General features: G+C 51.6%; 19 protein-coding genes. 1 reads left to right on the top strand and 18 read right to left on the bottom strand.

Going from position 1 to position 18,867, the window contains the following annotated elements; translation table 11 throughout:
• From dhbC to ABE504_RS21470, 9 genes are all read right to left on the bottom strand, one after another.
• On the bottom strand, window positions 1–1,245 hold the full coding sequence (gene dhbC / locus ABE504_RS21510; protein ID WP_430092479.1) for an isochorismate synthase DhbC: 1,245 nt from the start codon (window positions 1,243–1,245) through the stop codon (window positions 1–3).
• An 89-nt stretch (window positions 1,246–1,334) separates the two neighbouring features.
• Window positions 1,335–2,117 carry a 2,3-dihydro-2,3-dihydroxybenzoate dehydrogenase gene (locus ABE504_RS21505; protein WP_430092477.1) on the bottom strand — a complete coding sequence of 261 codons (783 nt, stop codon included), beginning with the start codon at window positions 2,115–2,117 and terminating at the stop codon, window positions 1,335–1,337.
• Between the two features lie 17 nt (window positions 2,118–2,134).
• Window positions 2,135–2,986, bottom strand: a complete 852-nt coding sequence (locus ABE504_RS21500) for an alpha/beta hydrolase (protein ID WP_430092475.1) — start codon at window positions 2,984–2,986, stop codon at window positions 2,135–2,137.
• Between the two features lie 714 nt (window positions 2,987–3,700).
• Entirely contained in the window at window positions 3,701–4,675 is a 975-nt protein-coding gene (locus ABE504_RS21495; RefSeq protein ID WP_430092775.1) for a FecCD family ABC transporter permease, read from the bottom strand.
• Between the two features lie 43 nt (window positions 4,676–4,718).
• Window positions 4,719–5,726: a FecCD family ABC transporter permease gene (locus ABE504_RS21490; RefSeq protein WP_430092473.1), complete on the bottom strand. Its 1,008-nt coding sequence runs from the start codon at window positions 5,724–5,726 to the stop codon at window positions 4,719–4,721.
• A gap of 10 nt (window positions 5,727–5,736) precedes the next feature.
• Window positions 5,737–6,753, bottom strand: a complete 1,017-nt coding sequence (locus ABE504_RS21485; RefSeq protein ID WP_430092471.1) for an ABC transporter substrate-binding protein — start codon at window positions 6,751–6,753, stop codon at window positions 5,737–5,739.
• A gap of 100 nt (window positions 6,754–6,853) precedes the next feature.
• Window positions 6,854–8,464 (bottom strand): ABC transporter substrate-binding protein, encoded by a 1,611-nt coding sequence (locus ABE504_RS21480; RefSeq protein ID WP_430092773.1) that lies wholly within the window; start codon window positions 8,462–8,464, stop codon window positions 6,854–6,856.
• Between the two features lie 93 nt (window positions 8,465–8,557).
• Window positions 8,558–9,226, bottom strand: a complete 669-nt coding sequence (locus tag ABE504_RS21475) for a 4'-phosphopantetheinyl transferase family protein (RefSeq protein WP_430092469.1) — start codon at window positions 9,224–9,226, stop codon at window positions 8,558–8,560.
• A 673-nt stretch (window positions 9,227–9,899) separates the two neighbouring features.
• On the bottom strand, window positions 9,900–11,024 hold the full coding sequence (locus ABE504_RS21470; protein ID WP_430092467.1) for a serine hydrolase domain-containing protein: 1,125 nt from the start codon (window positions 11,022–11,024) through the stop codon (window positions 9,900–9,902).
• 183 nt (window positions 11,025–11,207) lie between these two features.
• Between ABE504_RS21470 and ABE504_RS21465 the strand changes: the two genes are divergently transcribed.
• Window positions 11,208–11,810: an AAA family ATPase gene (locus ABE504_RS21465; RefSeq protein ID WP_430092465.1), complete on the top strand. Its 603-nt coding sequence runs from the start codon at window positions 11,208–11,210 to the stop codon at window positions 11,808–11,810.
• A gap of 87 nt (window positions 11,811–11,897) precedes the next feature.
• Here the strand turns inward: ABE504_RS21465 and ABE504_RS21460 are convergent, their stop codons facing one another.
• The 9 genes from ABE504_RS21460 to ABE504_RS21420 form a co-directional block, all read right to left on the bottom strand.
• Window positions 11,898–12,785, bottom strand: a complete 888-nt coding sequence (locus ABE504_RS21460) for a hypothetical protein (RefSeq protein ID WP_430092463.1) — start codon at window positions 12,783–12,785, stop codon at window positions 11,898–11,900.
• A 422-nt stretch (window positions 12,786–13,207) separates the two neighbouring features.
• The gene (locus ABE504_RS21455) at window positions 13,208–13,480 is read right to left on the bottom strand and encodes a hypothetical protein (RefSeq protein WP_430092461.1); all 273 of its coding nucleotides are present in this window, start codon (window positions 13,478–13,480) and stop codon (window positions 13,208–13,210) included.
• A gap of 382 nt (window positions 13,481–13,862) precedes the next feature.
• Window positions 13,863–14,630: an SMI1/KNR4 family protein gene (locus ABE504_RS21450; RefSeq protein ID WP_430092459.1), complete on the bottom strand. Its 768-nt coding sequence runs from the start codon at window positions 14,628–14,630 to the stop codon at window positions 13,863–13,865.
• Window positions 14,631–14,847: 217 nt separating this feature from the next.
• Entirely contained in the window at window positions 14,848–15,027 is a 180-nt protein-coding gene (locus ABE504_RS21445; RefSeq protein ID WP_430092457.1) for a hypothetical protein, read from the bottom strand.
• Window positions 15,028–15,257: 230 nt separating this feature from the next.
• Window positions 15,258–15,500 (bottom strand): hypothetical protein, encoded by a 243-nt coding sequence (locus ABE504_RS21440; protein WP_430092455.1) that lies wholly within the window; start codon window positions 15,498–15,500, stop codon window positions 15,258–15,260.
• A gap of 14 nt (window positions 15,501–15,514) precedes the next feature.
• Window positions 15,515–17,539 carry an RHS repeat-associated core domain-containing protein gene (locus ABE504_RS21435; protein ID WP_430092453.1) on the bottom strand — a complete coding sequence of 675 codons (2,025 nt, stop codon included), beginning with the start codon at window positions 17,537–17,539 and terminating at the stop codon, window positions 15,515–15,517.
• A complete protein-coding gene (locus ABE504_RS21430; RefSeq protein ID WP_430092451.1) occupies window positions 17,499–17,837 on the bottom strand; it encodes a hypothetical protein in 339 nt (112 codons plus the stop codon). Before ABE504_RS21430 ends, ABE504_RS21435 begins: the two co-directional genes overlap by 41 nt.
• 236 nt (window positions 17,838–18,073) lie before the next feature.
• Window positions 18,074–18,223, bottom strand: coding sequence for a hypothetical protein (locus tag ABE504_RS21425; RefSeq protein ID WP_430092449.1), 150 nt, complete (start codon window positions 18,221–18,223; stop codon window positions 18,074–18,076).
• A 238-nt stretch (window positions 18,224–18,461) separates the two neighbouring features.
• A complete protein-coding gene (locus ABE504_RS21420) occupies window positions 18,462–18,857 on the bottom strand; it encodes a hypothetical protein (protein ID WP_430092448.1) in 396 nt (131 codons plus the stop codon).
• Between the last annotated feature and the right edge of the window lie 10 nt (window positions 18,858–18,867).

Here is an 18,867-nt window from a genome sequence, read left to right as displayed (position 1 = left end):
TTAGAGTGCTTCGTCATCCTGTACCCCCATCGCGCGCAGCATCGTGCGGAATTTAGCCGACGTTTCTTTCAGTTCAGATTCCGCGCTGGATTCGGCTACGACGCCCGCTCCGGAATACAGCAGCAAGGAATGGCTTTCCGCCACGGCGCAGCGGATCGTAATGACCCATTCGCCGTCTCCGTTCGCATCGCACCAGCCGACAAGCCCTGTATAGAACCCCCGGTCAAAAGGCTCAATCTCTCCAATCGCTTCTCTCGCTAGCTCCGTCGGCGAACCGCACACCGCAGGTGTCGGGTGCAGGGCCACGGCAAGCGCCAGCGATGTCATTTCTGGATCAGCAAGCTCCCCCCTAATCTCCGTAGATAAATGCCACATCGCTGCCGTGCTGACCAGCGACGGCTTCTCCGGTACGTCAAGCTCCTTGCAAAAAGGACGCAGCGCCTCAGCAACCGCCTCGATCACCAACGCGTGCTCGCGCAAATCCTTCGGCGAAACCAGCAGCGCCTCGGCACGCCGTGCATCTTCGACAGGATCGCTGCTGCGCGGTGTAGAGCCGGCGAGCGGATTCACGTACAGCTGCGTTCCCGTTCTGGCAACGAGCAGCTCCGGACTCGCGCCGATCAAGGTGCGGGTGCGGTCGACCGTTTTTTCACCGTTCAGCCCTCGTCCCACGTTCTCCGCCCGCTTCGGCAGATCGACGGCAAATGTGTAGCCGAGCGTGTTGTGCTGCGCAAGATTATGCAGCAGCTCCTGCAGCTTGATCGGCTCTTGCGAATTGAGCTTGAGTGTGCGGGCCAGCACGATTTTGTCGAGCTCTCCGGCGCGCATGCGGACGATCGCTTTGTTGGCTCCTGCCACATACGCCTCTGGCGCAGGAATCTGCTCAATCGTGTATCTGCTGCCGATCGGACGGCGCAACGGTTCACGCGGATCAAGGTTCAGCTTCTCCAGCTTGCGAACGGTTAACGGCACCACGAGGTGGGCGGACTGCTTCGGGTCAAAAGGGATGGCCCCGACCAGCATCGGAAGCCGCTGACCAGTCTGTTTCAACTGTGCTAACAGCCTCGCAGCACGCTCAGGCAGCGTCTGAAGCTCATTCTGCCCCGCAGCGCTCGGAAGAACAGCAAGCGTTCCTTGCGCCAGCCAAGTCGCCCCTGGGGTCGCAAAGAAAAAGGATTGGCCCGACTCATAATCCTTCAATAATTCGGCGGCTGTCGCCTCCGTAACTTGTCCTTGTGCGTTCATGGTTTTCATCCTCCTTATAGTCCCGGAATGGCGGATGTATGAAAGCTTCTAGCTGCCTGACTTCCAGGTATTATTATCGGTTTACTTGGTTAAACGCCGAGTGTCGCCCCGCCATCGACGCGCATATCGTGCATCGTCACGTGGCCGGCGCGATCGGACGCCAGAAACAACACGGCGTTGGCAATATCCACCGGCGCTGCAAGCTTTCTCAGCGGGATACCGGTGCGGAATGCTGACAGCGAGCCGTCCAGCGTCGCCTGCTTGCCCTGCTCATCCTGCCACATGCCTCGCAGCATGGGCGTGTCGGTCGAGCCCGGCGAGACGATGTTGCAGCGAATGCCGTGCTCGGCGAGCTCCAGCGCCAGGCACTTCGTCAACATCGTCACCGCCGCCTTCGTCGTCGCGTAGGCGCCCATGCCCATGCGGGGCACGGCGGCAGCGTTCGACGACACCGTGATGATCGCGCCTCGCCGGCGCGGAATCATCCGCGTGCTGACCGCACGCGAGAGATGGAACACGCCGCTCACGTTCACGGCGAGCAGTTCATTCCAGTCCTCGTCGGTGTACGAGATCAGCTCTCCCGTGCGCAGCACGCCGGCCGCATGGACGAGAATGTCGATGGGGCCGAGTTCCGCCTCGACCCGCTCCACGACCTGCGGCACAGCCGTATGGTCTTTGAGATCCAAGGGGTACGCCTTCACACGCGCCCCCTGCCCGGCCATCGCGCCGCATAACCGCTCCAGCGGCTCCGCTTGCTTGTCGACAGCGGCGACGGTCGCTCCTTGCGCGCTGAGCGCGCGGACGACGGCTTCGCCGATGCCCTGCGCCGCCCCGGTAACAAGAGCGACTCGGCCTGCAAATTCATTTGTCATTCGCTCGTCACGTCCCCTCATACAAATCGAAGCATGCGGCTGATTAACGCTGGCAGCACCGTAATGTGGCCCTCGCCTTCAAATTCGTGAAGCTTCATACGCAGCTTTTCCGATTGATGCTGCGATAGCCGGTCATACAGCTCGATCGTATTTTCGCTCATATTGCTCGGGTGATTCCGCTCCAGCTCGGCAAAGGTTACGAACAGCGAGAGCGGCTGCTCGACATTTGGCAGTTGAGCGAGGAACCTCTCCTCCTGCTCCCGCAGCAGCGCCTTGTTCCAATGTACGGAGGGACTGCCAGCGATGTAAGTCTGAAAGCTTTCCGGTCTCGTAAAAAGTGTCTGCAACACGAACAATCCACCGAGCGAATGGCCGAAAATCGCCTGCCGATTCCGGTTAATCGGATAATCCCGCTCGATGCGCGGTTTGAGCGTTTCTTCAATAAATGTCCGCAGCGCATCCGCGCCGCCGACCTCGGGACGAGGCTGCTCCTTGTTCCGCACCGGCAGTGCGTCCAGCACCTCCTGCGGCGTCGGCATCGTAAAATCGTAGAATCGGGTCGAATCGAACGGCTGGTTCGTCGGATACCCGATGCCGACGATCACGGCGGGGTGAACGCCCGTTTTGTCCGGGACGCGAGACTGGACCCGCATCGTCTCTACCGTTGTTGCAAATGTTGCGTTGCCGTCCAGCAAATAGATGACTGGAAAACCTTCCGACGGCGCCTCCTGCATTGGTCTCGCAACATAAATGTGGTAAGGACGCTCGCGCACCGGTGTGTGGAGCAGAAACTGCTCCGTATTTGGCATGTAAAAAGCTTCCCTAACCGCCCCCTCCGAGGCGGTCTGTGCGGAAATGGGGTATGTCATGGTGGTGGTTGCTCCTTTCATGGTGACAGTAAGTCGTCTGTCTGGTTCGTCTTGCTGCCGACTAGGCTGCTGACGAATCCGCTTGATGAGATAGTTGCTCCGGACAAATAGTTGCCCAGTAACTATCTTAATTAAATGATAATGATTCTCATTGTTGATTATAGGAGAATACTTTAACTCCTTCCATGAACGATTTCCACATTATCCGATGGACGAAATACAGATTTTTTTGGAATCGCATCGCATGCTAGGCGTTGCGAACTGGCTGATCTAGGTCTCTGAATCTAGAGGAACACTGGCGAAGTCGACTCTTGTCGGAAAAAGAACTTCCTCTTGACCTAGTCCGGTTATCGAGTTTGCGCCGGATTGCATGCGAAAGTCACATCGCGGCGTCCCCTTTATCAGCGAAAAGCTAGCTCGGGTCTGTACTGCTAAGCTTAGCAGGGGCTGTACCCTCTTAACCCGGCAAAATCTCGCTTTTTTACCGTCTTAGCAGGGGCCAGCCCCTCTTAGGAATGCGGAATTTGCTCATTTCGCACCATTCGGCGAGCTTTAGAAGGGTTTGTCCCCACTTAACTCCGCAAAATTACTCTTTTCCACCTTGTAGCTAGGGCCAGACCCTCTTAGAGATAGAGAATTTGCTCATCGGGGGATACGACCTTTCGTTCTAAGTAGATTAGAAAAAACCAGCCCCTACGGAGCTGGCTTCCCACTCTACGCCTGCCGCTGCTTATTCCGATACAGCAACAGCACAAAATACGGCACGCCGATGATCGCGATAACGACGCCGACGGGCATTTCCATCGGGGCGAACACGGTTTTCGCGGTAAAATCCGAAATCATGACGAGCAGCGCGCCGATCAGCCCGCTCATCGGCAGCAGCTGCCGGTGCCCGTGCCCGACGAGCCGGCGGGCAATGTGCGGCGCCATGAGGCCGATGAAGCCAATGCCGCCGGACACCGAGACGCAGGCGCTGACGATACCGATCGCGCTGAGCAGCAGGATCGCCCGCTCTCTGTCGACGTTCGCGCCCAGGCCGCGGACGCTCGACTCGCTGAGCTGGAACACATCCAGAATGCGGGTTCGCAAGAACAGCACCGGCGTCAGGAGCAGCAGCCACGGCAGCATCGACGCGATATACGTCCAGTTCGCGTTATAGATACTGCCGGACACCCAGACGGCGACCGTCTCGAAGTCCTTGGCATTCATTTTCAGCGTAAGGAATACGGAGACGGCCGACAGGCCCGAGGCCATGGCGATACCGGTGAGCAGGAGCCTCTGCGCCTCCAGCCGCCCGTTTTTGCGGGAGAAGAAGTAGATGAGCAGCGCGGCCCCCAAGCCGCCCACGAGGCCGACAGCCGGACCCGCGAGAATCGCCGCCAGGGAGGTTCCTTTCATTTTGCCCTGAAAAAAGAATAGGAAAATGACCATCGCCACGCCAGCCCCCGCGTTAATACCGAGAATGCCGGGGTCCGCCAGAGGGTTGCGGGTCAGGCTCTGCACGACGGTGCCCGCCATGCCTAATCCCATGCCGACCAGCACGGCGATCACGATGCGCGGCAGGCGAAATTCAAAAATGACCAGATCATAATCATGCTGAGGATTAATGCGCAGCAGCGTCTTCACCACATCCCGCAGTGCAATATCGAAAGCGCCGTTCGTCAGCGAGATGTAAGCCGTCGTCAGCATCAGCACCACGCTAACGGTGACCGCCAGCGTAAATTTACCGCCCTTACCGATTGGACTCGCCCCCTCTCGTACGAATGAGATAGAGGAAGAACGGCACGCCGAGAATGCCCGTCACGACGCCGATCGGCATCTCGAACGGATTGCCCAGATACCGGCTGGCCACATCGCACAGCCCAAGAAACACCGCGCCGAGCACCGCCGCACAAGGAATGATCCACTTGTAGTCAATCCCAACTAGGAAGCGTGTAATATGCGGCACGATCAGCCCGACGAACCCGATTTTGCCTGCGATCGCCACCGAAATGCCGGTTAGCAGGACGACGCTTAACGTCGTTAATAGTTTGACCTGTGTCGTTTTCTGCCCCAGCGATACGGCCACTTCATCCCCCAAGGAGAAAATCGTGACCGATTTGGACAGCCAGATCGCCAGTGCAAGCCCCACAACGGCAAAAGGAACCGCCAGCCAGATCAGCTTAGGGTCCAATTGATGCAGGCGGGAATTGTACCAGAAGGAAACATTTTGCGACACTTGAAAATACATGGCTATCGCCGACGACACACTGCTGAGAAACGTGCCGATGAGCGTGCCGAGAATCGCCAGCCTTACCGGCGACATGCCGCCTGGCAGCAGTGAGGCAAGACCGAATACAATGACGATGGCCAGCGCAGAGCCGACAAAAGAAGCTCCAATCATCGCCATCATGGATGAATAAGGCGCGACAACCATAATGACGGTCACGGCAAAAGCCGAGCCATCCGAGATGCCCATAATGGAAGGGGATGCCAGATAGTTTCTGGTCATCCCCTGCATAAGAGCGCCCGATACCGCCAGGAAGGCGCCGACGAGCAGCGCCCCGATCACCCTGGGCAGTCTTGCGTGCATAATAATCTGATGATCCACATTCCCCGAATCCCAGTGCATGAAAGCATCTGTAATTTGGCTGAACGAGATATTTTTCGTCCCGTAGCTGATCGACAGGATCATCGTCAGCAGCACCGCAATCGGGGCTGCCGCAAGGATGATCACGGGTAGCGCAGCGCTCCGCTTCATTGATCTACACTCACTTTGCTTGAACGATTTTCGAAGCGCTCAGGGCTTCCAGGAACTTGATTTTGCTGTAAGCCGTACCGCCTTGCAGCATTGGATCTACGATATTCGTGTACAATTGACCATTCTTAACCGCGTTAATGTTTTTGAAAATCGGGTTGTTTTTCAGATCTTCAAACACTTTCGGCGTATCTTTGTTTTCATCTTCAGCAAACTCAACGAACAGGTAATCCGGATTCATTTCGGACAGCTTCTCAAGTGAAATGCCTGCCTGCGCTTTCGCCGCTTTGACTTCCTCCGGCACTGTCGCGCCCAGTTCAGCATACAAGGACGGGTTGAAGAAGACGTCTTGCGGGTAGATAAACAAGGAGCCAGAACGTACGCGAAGCGCAAGCACTTTCTTATCCTTCAGAACGGGACCGATCTTCTCTTTCAGCGCTGCGGCATCCTTCTTGTATTTATCAAGAACCTCTTTCGCCTTTGCTTGTTTGCCTGTCAACTCGCCCAGAAGCAGCAGGTTGTTCTCCCAATCTGTCGCAATGTGCGATACGGGGATGGTCAAACCGACTTTTGTCAGCTTGTCATTGGTCTCTGCTGGGAACTTCGTGGAGCTCAGGATAACGTCAGGCTTCAATTTCAAAATGGTTTCCATATTCGGCTGCGTTTTCTCGCCGATGCCTTCTGCTTTATCTGTGATTGGCCCGAACACGGAAGGAAATTTACCGCCTACCGTCAAAGCGCCGACAGGCTTCACGTCAAGCAGCAGCGCGTCTTCGAGCGACTCAACTGCACCTGTAATAACCACTTTGTCAACTTTCGCAGGCACCGTGTAATCTTTGCCTACATATTTAATCGTACGCGGTCCAGTCGCTTCCGGCGCTTTCGTCGCTGCTGCAGTAGCTGCCGCTGCTGGTGTTGCTGCCGCTTTCTCCGGCGCTGCCGTCCCCGATGTTGTTTCCAATTTGGTGCCGCATGCCGTCATAGCCAATAGGGCTAATGCCGACAAACCGATGGTTACTAGTTTTTTCATTTTATTTGTTTCCCCTCTCTATCTGCTACGAATGATAATCATTCTCATCGAATTATAAAAGAACTTGCCCATAGATAACATGGACAATAGTCGGATTTTATCATGTACGATTTTCACATAACCGCTCATAGACTTCTTGCACCATCCGCTCGATCGCATTCGCCGAGTACTCCCTCCATGGGTCCGACGAAATCTGGTACACACGCCCCCTGCGCACCGCCCTGACGTCCTGCCACGCCTCGGTCGCGCGCAAATGCTCCCAATGATTGAGCGTCACAGACTCTTGACGGATGTTCAGTAAAATATGATCAGCGTCAAGCTGGGTCAGCTCCTCCAGCGAAATGCATTGATTGCTGCTGTACATAGCTGCGCCAACCGGCGCTTCCAGCACCAAATCTGCGAATACGTCTCGCATCCCAATGGATGGGAACAGAAAGAAACGGTCGTTGAACAGGCTGACGATCAGCACGGTCTCGCCTTGAAGTATCTCGTGTAGTCGCTCGCGCACCAGCTGCAGCTTGCGGTTATAGCGATCCAACCACACGCTCGCTTCGTCGGAAGCGCCGACGATCCCGGCGATCGACAGCAGCTGATCCCGCCAATTATGCTCGTATAACGGCACCACGTGAACGGGTGCGAGCTGCGTCAGACGCTCTTTTTCCAGGGGCTGCAGCTGGTCGGTCGAAATGATGCAATCCATCTGCGCCTGCTCCAGCACGTCCACATTGGCTTCCCAGTCTTCGTTGAAGCGGTAGCCGCTCAGGTGCAGCGGGATGTCGTGACGATACTTCGTGTAATAGTACGACGTCCATTTGGGATGAAGCGGCGCGGCGTATGGCATGATTTTGAGCGCCAGGAGCTGTCCGAGCACCGTCGCGCTGTAGGCGACGATTTTTTGCCTCCGGTTTTTTAGATACACCGTGGGGGAAACGCCGACTTCCTTTTTAAACATCCGGCTAAAATAAAACTCGTCATTATACCCAACCTGATAAGCAACGTCCTTAAGGCGCACGCTTTCCTGGAGCATGAGCTGCTTCGCCATATTCACCCGGACCTCGGTCAAGTAGTCGATCGCGGTTTTGCCGTACGTTTTTTTGAAAAGAGAGACGTAATACTTCGGAGAAATCTCCGCCATGCGGGCGAGTTGCTCGATCGTGATGCTTTCGCTGTAATGCGACTCCATGTAACTGCGGGTGCGGTCCATCGCGGCACGGGAATCGTATTTGCCCTCCTGCCGGGTGTGGTGGAAAATCCAGGACATGAGTTCCTGAAAATGCGCCTGCCCCCGGAATCGCTCCAGGGCCATCTCGCTGCGGCTGCAGCTGCATAGGTGATCGCATAGCTGCTGCAAGGCGTTATCTACTTTAATGCCGACTTCGCCTTGCAGCGGAAGGGTGCGTCTGCTTTGCGCCGAATCTTCGTCCCACTGCAAATCGAAGGTGATCAGATACACCTCCAACTTCGTTCCCGGCTCCTCGCTAAAGCCGATCGTTTGACCGGGTGAGACAAAACGCACAGCCTCGGGATACAGCCGGTGCGTACTGAGATCGAGTGTCATGTGCCCGTCGCCCTGTCGAACCACGATGAGCCCATGCGCATATAAAAGCTGCGGCTTGAAATGCTCCTGCTGGAGCACCCGCGCCGTGCGGAATTTGAGCCAAAGATGATCGAGGCTCAGGAAAGCCTCCTCTTGCTTCTCGGTGAAAATCACAGGCAAGGTGGTGAACCTCCCTCTTTGTCATGAAAATGATAATCATTATCAATTTAAAATTTAACATAGACAAAGAAGACCTGTCAACGATTGTCAGGCCTTTATTTTTGCCAGTATGGTTTCGGCCGTTAGCTGTTCAGCGCCGTACCAGACGGCTTGGGGCTTGCAGCAGACCGTGAAGCTGTAGCCGGGATCGAGGGCTAGCTGGCGGAGCTGCCAAGTGCCGCCTTCTACGTCGACCAAACCTAGACCGTCGTTGGAGATCGCAGGTACGACGGAAAAACTGTGCAGCGGCAGCGACAAGCCTTTGCCGACTGCTTTGATGCAGCTTTCTTTGGCCGTCCACAGCTGAAAAAAACGCTGCTGCCGCTCCTCCGGGTGCGCCGGCTCCTCGAGGAACCGCACCTCCGCCGCGGTGAAAAACGAATGCGCGATCCGGGGATCGAACGGCGCGTGTTTTTCTACGTCGACGCCGACGGGCTGCTCGTCTGTCAGACAGACGACCCAACGGCCTGAGTGTGACACGTTGAAGTGAAAGCCGGCGTCCTCCGCCAGCTGCGGCTTGCCGTAGGCGTTCGAGACGAGCGCGATGCTGCGGTTCGCGATGCCGAGCTCGCTGCACACGCTGCTGCGTAGAAGCAGCTCCGCCCACAGCCCGCGCTGCCGGTCCTCCTCGCGGTGAAACCGCAGCAGCTTCGCGCGCTTCTCTTCGGTGAGATACTGCCAGCCTGCATCCGATGCATAGGCCGGCACGGTGTCCACCGGTAACATCCATAGTTTCGCGATGGGAAGCACCTCCTTGGGATAGATTGACCTCTATCCCAATTCGTGTCCAGGGCGTGGAATCCTGCTGGGGGGCGCGGGGAATGCTGGAGGAGTAATTTGTTTTTTGAGGGTCTGGGGTGGAAAGTAGCTTGTTTAGCGCGAGGAGTGGCATGGGCGAGAAAGTAGTTTGCTTAGGTGCGGGAGTCGCTGGGTGCGAAAGTAGATTGCTTAGGTGCGGGAGAGCTGCTAGGGTGCGAAAGTAGATTGCTTGGCTCGGGGAGTAGCTTCGGCGAGGAAAGTAGCTTGTTTGAACCGCACTCTCCCCCCACTTCACAGCTGGCGGCGCACGTTAAGAGGGGTCCACCACTCTTATTTAGCCGGCTTTGCCGATTTGCATGGAAATAAGAGGGGCTAACCACCTCTATTGGCCGCGAATCCTCGTTGTTCCAGGCCCGCGGCGCTTGTTAAGAGGGGTTTACCACTCTTATTTAGCCGGGTTTGCTGATTTGCGCGGAAATAAGAGGGGTTTACCACCTCTGTTGAGCTCGGGTTCTCGCGGGTTCCGCTATTTCCGAGCCGCAGCGGCAGGTAAATCCCCCCGGGGCCAAGTTAGGTCCGCGGCAACGCCAAAAAAGCCGCTCCCCCACTCGGGAGCGGCTTCCATACGCTTTTACTCGCCTGCTTCAAAAAAACGGATCGCACGCTCAAGCTGCGCGCTCGCTTCGCTGTTCGGCGACAGCGGCTTGTTGCCGCGGATAGCCTGCACGACGTGGTTCAGCAGGTTTTCCGGCATATCTACATCGGCGGAATTGGCCGTCATCGCGACGACCAGTTCCAGCTCCGGCACGTAGAAAATACGGCGCCCGCCGGATCCCGACGCATAATGCACGTCGATCGGCTTGCGGCTGCCTCTCACTAGGCCCGGCGCCAACGGCTTGGACCACCAATAGTACCCGTAGCCGCCCTGTGTGCCGTTGCTGTAATTCAGAAACACCCGCTTCGTCACCGCGGTGCGGATCCAGGCCTCGGGAATGATCGCCTGACCGGCCCACTGGCCATTTTTCAAAAATAAGTACCCCAGCTTCGCCATGTCCCCGAGCGTCAAAGCGAGCGCCCAGGCACCGATCGTCCGTCCTTGCGGATCGTCATTCCAGCTGACCTGTGTGATGCCAAGCGGTTCAAAAAGCCGCTTTTTCGCATAGTCCAACATGCTCTCCCCGGTCGCCAACTGCAAAATAGCCGAGATCAAATGCGCATCCCCGTTGCTGTAGTTAAACACGTTCCCCGGCTCATGCAGCCCCGGCCGATTCAAAATATAGTCTACCCAATTGTCCGAATGCATCATCTCGGTGGAGGATTGTTCATTCACGTTATCCCAGTCAAGTCCTGAGGTCATGTTCAGGAGGTGTTTCAAACGAATTTTGGATTTGAGCGGGTCCTGCTCCAGTTGAGGGAAGAAGGATGCGAGCCGCTGTTCCGGGCTTTTCAAATGGCCTTCCGCCAGCGCGATGCCGAACAGTGCGGACACGATGCTTTTGGTGACAGACTTCATATCCTGCACAGCATGCGCACTAACATGAGGCTGATAAGCCTCCGCGACGAGCACGCCGTTCCGAATCACCGCTACACTATGCACGCCTTGGTTGTGGAAGACTTCAAATGTTTTAGCGAGTGTTGCTGAGAATAGGCCTTGTGCCTCAGGCGTTGATGACGGCCACCCGTTCGTTGGCCAGTCGATAGATGGATGTGCCGTTCCGTTCCCATTTCTGCTGGCTGGCTTTATTGTTAGTGTCAACGCTTCATCGACCTTTCCGGCTAAGTTTTTACTTGTCGCATGAATTATACATGACAATTGTGAAGCAAATATGCTGGAAACCTTAATAAAACCTTAAGATTAACTGAACATTGGCTGAAAAACCAAATTGAAACCGCTCTTATGGTACAATGGAAGAAATTTTGTAGAAACCGGGGGATTGGGATGCGGAAGCTGCTATTTTTCATCGGGCCTGCGGGCGCAGGCAAAACGACCCTCGCAGCCGCTTGGGCGCGCCGCTATGGCGGGGCTTTTTTGGACATGGATACGTTGCTGCGCCCTGCAGCCGAGGCCATTATGACACTTGCGGGGCAAGACCCGACCGACCGGGACTCCCCTTTTTATAAAAAACACTGCCGGGATCTCGGCTACCGGATCACGATGGACGCCGCGCTGGAGAACCTGAAGCTTGGCTTGGATGCGCTGGTGATCGGGCCGTTTACCCGGGAATCCGAAGACTCGCTGTGGCTGGCGCGCGAATTGGCGCGAATCGGGGCAGACGCGGAAAGTGTGCAGGTGCGCGTACTTTTTGTGCATTTGTCGGACGAGGCGGCCTATTATGAACGGATTCAAGCCAGAGGCTCGGCGCTGGATGTGTGGAAGCTGGACAACTGGGCGCAGTTTCGCCCGTCGCTTGCGCGCCGAACGATCAAGTGGGAGCTCGATCCCGCCCATATTTGTTACTGGGATAATTCGGCGCCTTTAACAGAGGAGCGGCTTGCGGAGCTGGCGGCTTTTATTGAGGTCGATCTAAATGGGACGGACTAACTTCGAAAGAAATCATTCTTCTCTACATGTTAAGTCGTCAGAACATTGTTCAATTCTCCCACTTTTCAAAAAATAAACAAAGCCGCGTCACGTTGGCGCGGCTTTGTTTATTTCAGAGGCAGTGCTAGCATCTGGAGATTCCCCCTTCGCCAAATGCTTGCCAAAAATCTCTCCAATCATAAGAATCAACAGAGGAAACATCAGATATATATAAACGTCCCACCAAATCTGACTTATCAAGATTCCACTTTGTTTCAAGAGCATAGTTATAATTAGGAGGATAATCTCCAGACAGGCATATTTTATCCATTGGTATCTCCAACTGTCCATAACTAGCAAGGTGATGACGAGTACAACGAATAGATAGTAAACGATACCGAAAGCACTTGTGTCATATGCAGGGTCACTAAACCAACCAGTTCGGTAAACCCTGCTATTGAATAACATGAAAGGTAAGAACTGAACCGTTCCGGAAAAAGGACCCAAACATAAAAAAAGCAAAAATGCTCGTGAGAGCCCTTTCTTTGCTTTTAGCATCCAGGGATACATTTTTTTTATCAAGGGGAAGTAAAGGAGAAGACCTAATGAAGTGTACCCAATGCGCCACCAATAAAGCGTGTAGATATGCAACTCGATGAAAAGCCACTCAATCCCTGCTAGCAGTGCGATAAATGCAACTATCCAAATCCAGCTTAATTGAAATACCGAAAGGACCAGAGCAAAAGACGGTATCGAGATTAAGTTAGATGTTATAGCTCCGAGATGGCTGTCGTAATAACGATTGCTAAGCAATTTTGGGTGGTACTCGTAGCTCCCGTTAAAGATATAGATGACGGCTTCGACGAGATATAAGAGTTCAACTCCAATAAAGAATTGCATGTAGGTGTGGACGCTTCGTTTTCTATAAAACACAATGACCTGCAAAATGATACTGATGAAGCTAAGCCCCAAGTACCAATATGAATTAGAACTCACACCAGACACCTCTGTTTTGTGGAATCATCCCGTTATATTACTCAACGATGAAAAATTTATTCTCTCCCTTTGCTGGCACAATGCGAAATTAAAGTTTCTATAGGTTTCTCCTGCTTCTTCTTGAACTCTTTTTCCCAGCCTTCGCGCGGGCCGCTTGGATGCATATCTGGGTATGGCTCTTCAACTTGGCCGCATTTCTTCGCGAGACCTGGCGGCTCTGCTCCAGCTGTGCCGTAGTGAGTTCCCCGCTGTAAAGCGCGGTGAGGGCGCGGGGGTTGCCGGGAGGCAACCGAGACTTTGATCATTCAGGCCTGCGCTTTGAGGCTGGAAGCGCAAGAGGGCGGTTGTTTGCGCTGTTGGCGAGGCGATAGAGAAAAAAGAAACCACAAGCGAGAGGTTAATCTCGTTTGTGGTTCTATAAATTAATTTTCTCTTACGTCACCAAATACTTTACGCAAATAACTTAATAAATTTGCAAGTTTCTGTCGTATTGGCTCAACTTGTGAATCTCTAGAATAAGCTAATTGCGTTTCTAACTGAACGTAAATATGGAATAAGAATCCAGATAGTTTCCTGCTTATCATCTCTTCGTCTTTTATGTTTGGAATTAGCTCATCTAAAAGTTTAAATAATCGATTGAAAGCTTGTTCATTCACTTCCTTATGTCTTAGCGGAACTACTATTTGTGTTGTCAAAGTCCTAAGCTCATTCTCAAAATAAGAATTATTTAGCTCCAGTACCCTCACTCCTTACGGACTAAACTTCATTCCGATTATCGCTTTTGAGCCGAATAGTACATGATCCTTTATACCCCAGTCGCCAATTGGATTTTTAGCTATAATGCCAGTTCCTGCTTTCAAGGTTTCCACAATCCGATTCATCGCTTAGAATTACAGCTGCATTAGTAGAGAAACTGGAATTGTGCTTTGAGTACCTCAATTCACTATAGCATCTTTTAAGCATCCGCCGCGCATACTCTTCGTGATTATATTCATTGTTAGTGATGCTGTGGCGGATAAAAGAAAACCACCAAGCGAGGGTTATGGTCGAATTTTGTCTCGCTTGTGGTTTTCCAGGTTACTTAATTTTTTGCAGCAGAGGTTCGAGGAGTGGATTAGATAAATTAATTCCTTCATCGTCTACTACCTTACTCCAATCATATACATCTACAAACGCTATCTGAATCCATCTTTCAAGTAGTTCATAAATATTTTCTGCTATCTTTGTTCCGTGGATGTATGGACCACCGTCCATAACATCATGTTCAAGGAACACAATTTTCTGATTTCTTGCATCAATACAGAAGGCATCTCCGTTTGCAAAAGAGCAAAACGGAAGCCAATACGGCCAATCATTGACTAAAGCCCTCACCCCTGCATTCTCATTAAATTCTCTTTGGTTAGTTCTTCCTTCATTAACAATTTCCATCATATCACGATACACATTTAGTACCATCATCGGAGGTAAAACATTTAATTCTCCTCGTTTACAATCCACACCAAACACAGATGGTTCTGCGCTCCACCTAAAGTCTACTGATGAAGCATGACGCAAATAAAACTCTTTTAGCTGATGGGGTACTTCGATCGGAATCTCTTGCTCAATTTTTTTAATAATATCCCTATCAACTACAGGACTAATATTCAAGCTCCGAATAGTGACGCCAGTTATTTGCTCCATCTTTCTCTGTAAATCTCGTATCCTTTCGAGCAATCTATTCGCCTCCATAAGGTACAATTTTAATACCTGACAATCCAAAACGTCCATCATCTTCCCTGCTTGCTGATATACCTCCTTTACAGTAGCATTGGGATCCTCATCTATCGAGTGTTTATTTTCACGCATCTTATAAAACCAATCCGCGCACATAAAAACGGCAAGCAAACACAAAATCCATCCAGAAAACAAAAAGTTTTCACTGGCTTACAATGTCTACTATCCTAAAACGCAATAAATAAAGGTTAATGTCCAGCGGCTAAGTGGTTATTTATATTGTTAGCTATTCAGCGGCGGTTAAAAAAAACCACCCTACGATGGTTAGTCGCAAGGTGGTTAGGCTTTATCATTTAAAAGTATTTTTGATCGGCGGGCTAGGCTCCCAACTTATCAGTTTGATGTTGTATTTATTAAACAATTCATCAGCAGGAAGAAATTTATCACCAGCATCTTTGCCTTTTTTTATGACGACAGCAGCATTAGGAAAACTATGCTGATATTGCGTACCGTCTCCATAGTCACCCATGTAGTAGTCTGCTCTACCAGGGGAGTAATATACTTCTTCGATTTCACCGACTTTTAACACAGCGGTAGATAAAAAGAAAACCACCAATACGATGGTTTGTCGTATGGTGGCTGAAGTTAAAGCGAAGACTGTCTAGAAAAAAGTGTAACCATCGAAATAAATCTAGCAAACGGTAGTTGCAGCAGTTTGGCATGAAGCCTCCTGCGGACATGTCTCTGGTTGGCCCACTCTTACGATGCAAAAAAGGTTCTGTCTGGGAAGCCCTCACCGCTTCGGTAACATTTAACCAGTGCTGACACTGCTCGCATAAAATCATGCCCCTGGGGGTCCCTTGTTACGCCAACCAATTCAGTAAAGTCCTCTGTCTTCTTATTAAATTCAATTTCTCCTAGGTTTTCCTCACTCGGACCAAATTTGTACACTACTCTTGTTTCATCTTCAAACTTTTTTATTAAGACTACATAAGTTGCCAAGTACCTCACCCCTATTAATCGTATAAACCTTTAATTGCCTGTTGCCAATTATACAATGCATTTGCAGCCTCATGTGCAGTCTCATAATTTGACCCGAATTGCGACATGTGGGTCGCCTCAAAATATTCATGCTCTAAAAGCAATAAATCATTCGAATTATATGTTGCATTTCCAAGTCGTTCCCAGGCTATAGCAATTGGGTAATCGCGTGCAAATGGTTCCACCCTTCCATCTGCAAATTTAATATCGTTATGAAATAAATGATCTTTAATGATTTGAATCTTCGACTCTTCCATACCAACATTATTTGCGATGGTCTTTACGCTATCGTTAGAAGCACGAAACTTTGAATACAATTCAAGGGTAACCTTCTCTCTTCTTTCCCATTCTGTTATTGATATTACTCTTCCACCAGTCCGAGCAACCCTACTCTCAACAGTCATAAGCCTTACTGCTGAAAGATAAGAATCAAGTAGAACCGCATCTGCAGGAGGTAACGCATTGGAGGCATCATCTATTAATTGCATAGATTGCTCATAACCAGATTGGTAATCTTCAGTTTCATTCTCGCCAGCTAAGTAATTTATTACTTGACTGTATCCACCAAATGTAATCGCATCAGCAACTGAATCTAGCCCACCAGACAATTTATCTAACCAGTCATGTCCACTTGGATCAATTCTGGTCAGGGGATTATTTGCTACATACGTATACAAATTCAAACTAAGCGGATTATCAATCTGACCCTTATACGTATCCTCACTAACAAACCGCCCGAGCTCCGGCTTATAATACCTAGCCCGCGCATAACTCAGACCGCTATAGTAATCATACCCCAATCCCGTATACCCGAAAAGGCTATCCGGTCCCGGCCAGTTCACATCGAATTTCTTCGCATCCGTTGGGATGCCGAATTCATCGTAGTGGAAGCGGCTGGAGACGCGACCATCCTTCTCGATCAAACTCAGGGGGCTACCCAGCGCGTCATTTAGGTAAAAGAGCGTACGTGGCGCAACGCCTGGTTCTGCTCCTGCGGTGCCGTCATGCGGATCCCAGCCGTTGTTGGCATCGTAAGCTGGCAGGTAGGTCATGGAGATGCGCTCGCCACCGGCGCCGTACGCATATGTTTCTTTCCAGCGATAATAGTCGTTTGCTCCGCTAAGCTGATCTTTATCCGTTACCTGCAATGGCTCCGGCAGGGCCAAACTGACATCATTGGTATAGTTAAACTCCCAATGCTTCTTCTTGAACTCTTTTTCCCAGCCTTCGCGAGGGCCGCCTGGATGCATATCCGGGTATGGCTCTTCAACTTGGCCGCATTTCTTCGCGAGACCTGGCGGAATGAAACCTGGCGGCACTTCATGGCATTTATTTGGACCATTACCGTTCCCGTTACCATTGTTGCCATTTCCATTCCCGTTATTGCCATTGTTACCATTGCCATTACCGTTATTTCCATTTCCATTGCTATTCCCTTGCCCGTTTCCACCGTCACTATGATCCGTCGGTCCATGCGCCACGTCGACAGTCATTTTGGTCCGGTTGCCGTCACCGTCATAGAAGTATTGCGAAACATCACCCTTCGGATTACGCTGCTGCTTCAGACGATTCGCGGAGTTCCAGATATATTCCTCCAAAAGTTCTGCCGAACCGCGATTAGCAGATTGCGCAGACACGCTGCTGGTGCCGTATACGCTATTGGTTACAGGGCCGCTGCCGTACACCTGACTCAACACAGTCGGGTTCAGCAAGCTCGCTGCCGACTCTTCGGCATCATCATCCCCGTCAATCCCCATAATGCGAAGCAGGTTGCCGCGCGGGTCATACGTGAAGTCCTTGTAGTTGCTTCCGTTTTGCCAGTGCAGCAGTTTGTCCGCTCCGTCATAAGAATACGTCTCAAGGCTCGCTAACGTATCCCACGCACTCTGCTTGGTCAGACGGTTGCCGACCGTATCATACGTGTAATCCGTTAACGACGGCGTTGCCGCTGTCTGGTCATTATACTGCTTGACCTGCGTTAACTGGCGCATCATACGCATATTCAGTGATCATCGACTCCGGGTGCTCGCCGCCGTCCGCGTCGTCCTCATCATTGCTGTCTTCCAATCGCTCGACGCGCGAACGATTGCCAACCGGATCGTAGGCGTACTGCAATTGTTCCACGATTTTGCCGAACTGGTTGGCGTGGCGCAGCTCCAGCAGCTGGCCGAGCGCATCATAGCGGTATGTGCTGATGCCTTCGGTTGGCAGTTTCTTTTGCACCAGAAGACCGCGCTTATCATACGTATAATTCGTCGTTACACCGCCGTTATCGGTGACGCTTGTCATGCGATCCATCGCATCGTACTGATAGCTAACCGCCGTGTGATCCGGATAGATGACTTTGCTGCGCTAGCCAGTCGGCGTCCACTCATAGCCAATGGTCTGATTGGCACCGTTGGTCACGGAGATCAACCGATTGAGCTCATCGTACATGTACGAAGTCGTTCCCGTAGCATCGCGCATGGATGTGCGGCGGCCGAGCGTGTCGTAGGCGTAATTGACTTTTTGCCCGTCAGCATAGGCAATTTCCTTTACAATACTTTCCGAATCGAATTCTCCAGATTCGCGTCTCCGCTCCCGCGATCTCGGTTAATCAGATTAACGACGTAGCTGCTCGCGTTTGGAAGTCCATCCAGAAAAGCCTTAATATCAGCAGGAACACTTATTGATTTGTTGGCCACCCAACATCTCCTCGTTTCTTTCAATTCACTCCGAATAAGCCCTCTCTAGTCTTGAATGATTCTCCACCCCAATCACGATGAGACATACGGGCGACTGGTATCATATGAATTCAGTTTCCGAGAGAAGTCGCTATGAATTATTAAATAAAGCGGGTTACGACGTAGCCGCCCGATTCATTCGGCACTGGGCGGGGGTAAAAGAAAGACCTTGAGGTTTGCAGCCCTCAAGGTCATAAGATCATGGATGATAAATTGAAATAAATTCAATGGGTGCGACATTTTCATCCCATTCATCTATATCCTCTAGTTCAAAACAGATACCTGGATAATCGGGCAAGATGTATACATAGTCTTCCTTAGCCCATTGAATACTGTACTTATTTAAATCAAATATTGTACTCCCAATACCAATTTCATTTAGAAATTTCCCGTCATACTCTCCAAAGACCATGATTTGAGATACCATATCCTCATCTCTTAATACCCAAAATTTCATGTTCTTGGAAGTGAGTGTGAAGTGATTATCTAGTGACTCTAGATTGCAGCTTTCATCGAGTTCACTCTTTAACTTTTCTAAACTCCATCCTAGATGGTATTTCCCCACACTTTTACCATTAAGAATTATTTCTCCCACTTAGCATCTC

It is taken from the genome of Paenibacillus oryzisoli, assembly GCF_050467285.1.
GTDB lineage: Bacteria > Bacillota > Bacilli > Paenibacillales > NBRC-103111 > Paenibacillus_E > Paenibacillus_E oryzisoli_A.
Note: the sequence above shows the minus strand (reverse complement) of the source record. Positions and strands in the feature narration are given on the sequence as shown.

Excerpts from the sequence above, each read along its gene's own strand:
- dhbC (WP_430092479.1), bottom strand. The coding sequence starts at position 1,245 with ATGAACGCACAAGGACAAGTTACGGAGGCGACAGCCGCCGAATTATTG.
- ABE504_RS21505 (WP_430092477.1), bottom strand. The coding sequence starts at position 2,117 with ATGACAAATGAATTTGCAGGCCGAGTCGCTCTTGTTACCGGGGCGGCG.
- ABE504_RS21500 (WP_430092475.1), bottom strand. The coding sequence starts at position 2,986 with ATGACATACCCCATTTCCGCACAGACCGCCTCGGAGGGGGCGGTTAGG.
- ABE504_RS21495 (WP_430092775.1), bottom strand. The coding sequence starts at position 4,675 with ATGCTGACGACGGCTTACATCTCGCTGACGAACGGCGCTTTCGATATT.
- ABE504_RS21490 (WP_430092473.1), bottom strand. The coding sequence starts at position 5,726 with ATGAAGCGGAGCGCTGCGCTACCCGTGATCATCCTTGCGGCAGCCCCG.
- ABE504_RS21485 (WP_430092471.1), bottom strand. The coding sequence starts at position 6,753 with ATGAAAAAACTAGTAACCATCGGTTTGTCGGCATTAGCCCTATTGGCT.
- ABE504_RS21465 (WP_430092465.1), top strand. The coding sequence starts at position 11,208 with ATGCGGAAGCTGCTATTTTTCATCGGGCCTGCGGGCGCAGGCAAAACG.
- ABE504_RS21450 (WP_430092459.1), bottom strand. The coding sequence starts at position 14,630 with ATGCGTGAAAATAAACACTCGATAGATGAGGATCCCAATGCTACTGTA.
- ABE504_RS21445 (WP_430092457.1), bottom strand. The coding sequence starts at position 15,027 with ATGGGTGACTATGGAGACGGTACGCAATATCAGCATAGTTTTCCTAAT.
- ABE504_RS21435 (WP_430092453.1), bottom strand. The coding sequence starts at position 17,539 with ATGCGTATGATGCGCCAGTTAACGCAGGTCAAGCAGTATAATGACCAG.
- ABE504_RS21430 (WP_430092451.1), bottom strand. The coding sequence starts at position 17,837 with ATGGATCGCATGACAAGCGTCACCGATAACGGCGGTGTAACGACGAAT.